Annotated in this window: 2 protein-coding genes; one reads left to right on the top strand and one right to left on the bottom strand. The window is 39.1% G+C overall.

Annotated features, from left to right (window positions below):
- Positions 1–49 precede the first annotated feature (49 nt).
- Entirely contained in the window at positions 50–229 is a 180-nt protein-coding gene (locus HMPREF0083_RS07320; protein WP_040301885.1) for a small acid-soluble spore protein H, read from the bottom strand.
- 209 nt (positions 230–438) lie between these two features.
- On the opposite strand from HMPREF0083_RS07320, the gene HMPREF0083_RS07315 reads away from it, so the two are divergent.
- Positions 439–1,185, top strand: coding sequence for a GNAT family N-acetyltransferase (locus HMPREF0083_RS07315; protein ID WP_040301886.1), 747 nt, complete (start codon positions 439–441; stop codon positions 1,183–1,185).
- Positions 1,186–1,590 lie beyond the last annotated feature (405 nt).

Raw genomic sequence — 1,590 nt, 5'->3', positions numbered from 1 at the left:
CTGGATCATACTGGATAATCAACACCCTTGAAATAATGTATGTAATTTTTTATTGTTCCAATAAGCTGTGTAAAGGTACATTCCGTTCATTCTCCGGCTCGTTAAGCGGATAAATTCTGGCTGTTTCCGTTTTTTCATCGACATGTTGGATATAAATGGGGACCCCTCCATGTGTGACGTGAACCATCACAGGTGAAGCAGCGATTTCTTTAGCGCGTTGCGTGTTCATCTTATTCTCCTCCTTATGATTTGTAGCAATCATAATATGTACCTAAAATCGGATATATATTCTTCGTTTTTGGGAAATGAAGACAAAAAGGTTTCTTTGTGTTCTGGTGTGGTTGTCTTTTCATTTATGAGCAAGTAAGATGGATGTTAAAGTATAATAGAAATGGTAAAATTATGTACGTAATTAAAGAGGAAGAGGAGACAGCAGAATTGGAACAACAAAAATATCAAATATTTACATTGGATAAAAGGCCAGATTTCATTGAACAAACCTATGAATTAAATCAGACAGCATGGCCGGAATTTATGTTGCATGACAAGATAGCGGATACATATTGGGAAGAGTTAATAGCAGATTTCTCACGGTTCCAGGTGTGTGTATGTGACAGAGATGAAAAAGTCATCGCTGTTGGGAATACCATTCCCTTTATATGGGATGGGCGAATCGAAAGCTTGCCTGCTGGCTGGGATCGCGTTTTTGAATACGGAATGCAAGCCCGTGAAAAAAGCAGTAGCGCCACAGCCTTATCAGCTTTAGGAATTGCGGTGCACCCTGCTTATAGAAATCAGGGTATAAGCAACATGCTGTTGCGAGAGATGAGGAAATTGGTGGAGAACAATCAATTTCAGGCGTTTGTTGCTCCGGTTCGTCCAATATTGAAAAGCAAGTATCCTTTAACTCCTATAGAAAACTATATACTTTGGCATCGAGAGGACAATGCACCTTTTGACCCTTGGATTAGACTGCATTGGAAGCTAGGTGCAAAAATCTTATGTCCGATTCAAAAATCAATGGTGATTAAAGGAACTGTGAATGAGTGGGAGGAATGGACAAATATGCGTTTTCCTGAAACGGGGCAGTACATTGTTCCAGGAGCACTACAGCCTATTAAGATAGACGTTGAGAAAAACTTCGGCATATATGAAGATCCTAATATATGGATGCGGCATATATGAACAAACATTCTTAATGCACTGCTTGTGCTGGAGGAGGAGGTAGGCGGGAGCGGTCGGAAAAACACACGCTGACCTTTCCTCTACCGGAGCGTAGGATGTCTTCAATTTCCAACTATGCTGCAATGTCAAAATATCGAGTGTAATAAAAAAAGAGGGAAGCGGGATAAAGGTGGAGTGCCCGCTTCCAAGGTTAGAAGGTGACAAATGAAGAGAGTACTTGTCAGTACTTTAAAATACAAGCAAATCTTATGCCAATTTAAAAACAAGGAAAATTCACGTATATTTTTATATTGTTATTTAAAAATGCATAAAATAACGTATGTTTGCATAGAATGTAATTCGTTTTTGAAGAAATGGGTAATTCGTTTTTGATTTAACTTCCCTCCGAAAGAAGTCTCCCACTTC

Source organism: Aneurinibacillus aneurinilyticus ATCC 12856 (assembly GCF_000466385.1).
Taxonomy (GTDB): Bacteria; Bacillota; Bacilli; order Aneurinibacillales; family Aneurinibacillaceae; genus Aneurinibacillus; species Aneurinibacillus aneurinilyticus.
The sequence above is the reverse complement of the archived record's forward strand: the minus strand, read 5'-3'. Positions and strand labels throughout refer to the sequence as shown.

Coding starts and splice junctions, on each gene's coding strand:
- HMPREF0083_RS07320 (WP_040301885.1), bottom strand. CDS start 229: ATGAACACGCAACGCGCTAAAGAAATCGCTGCTTCACCTGTGATGGTT.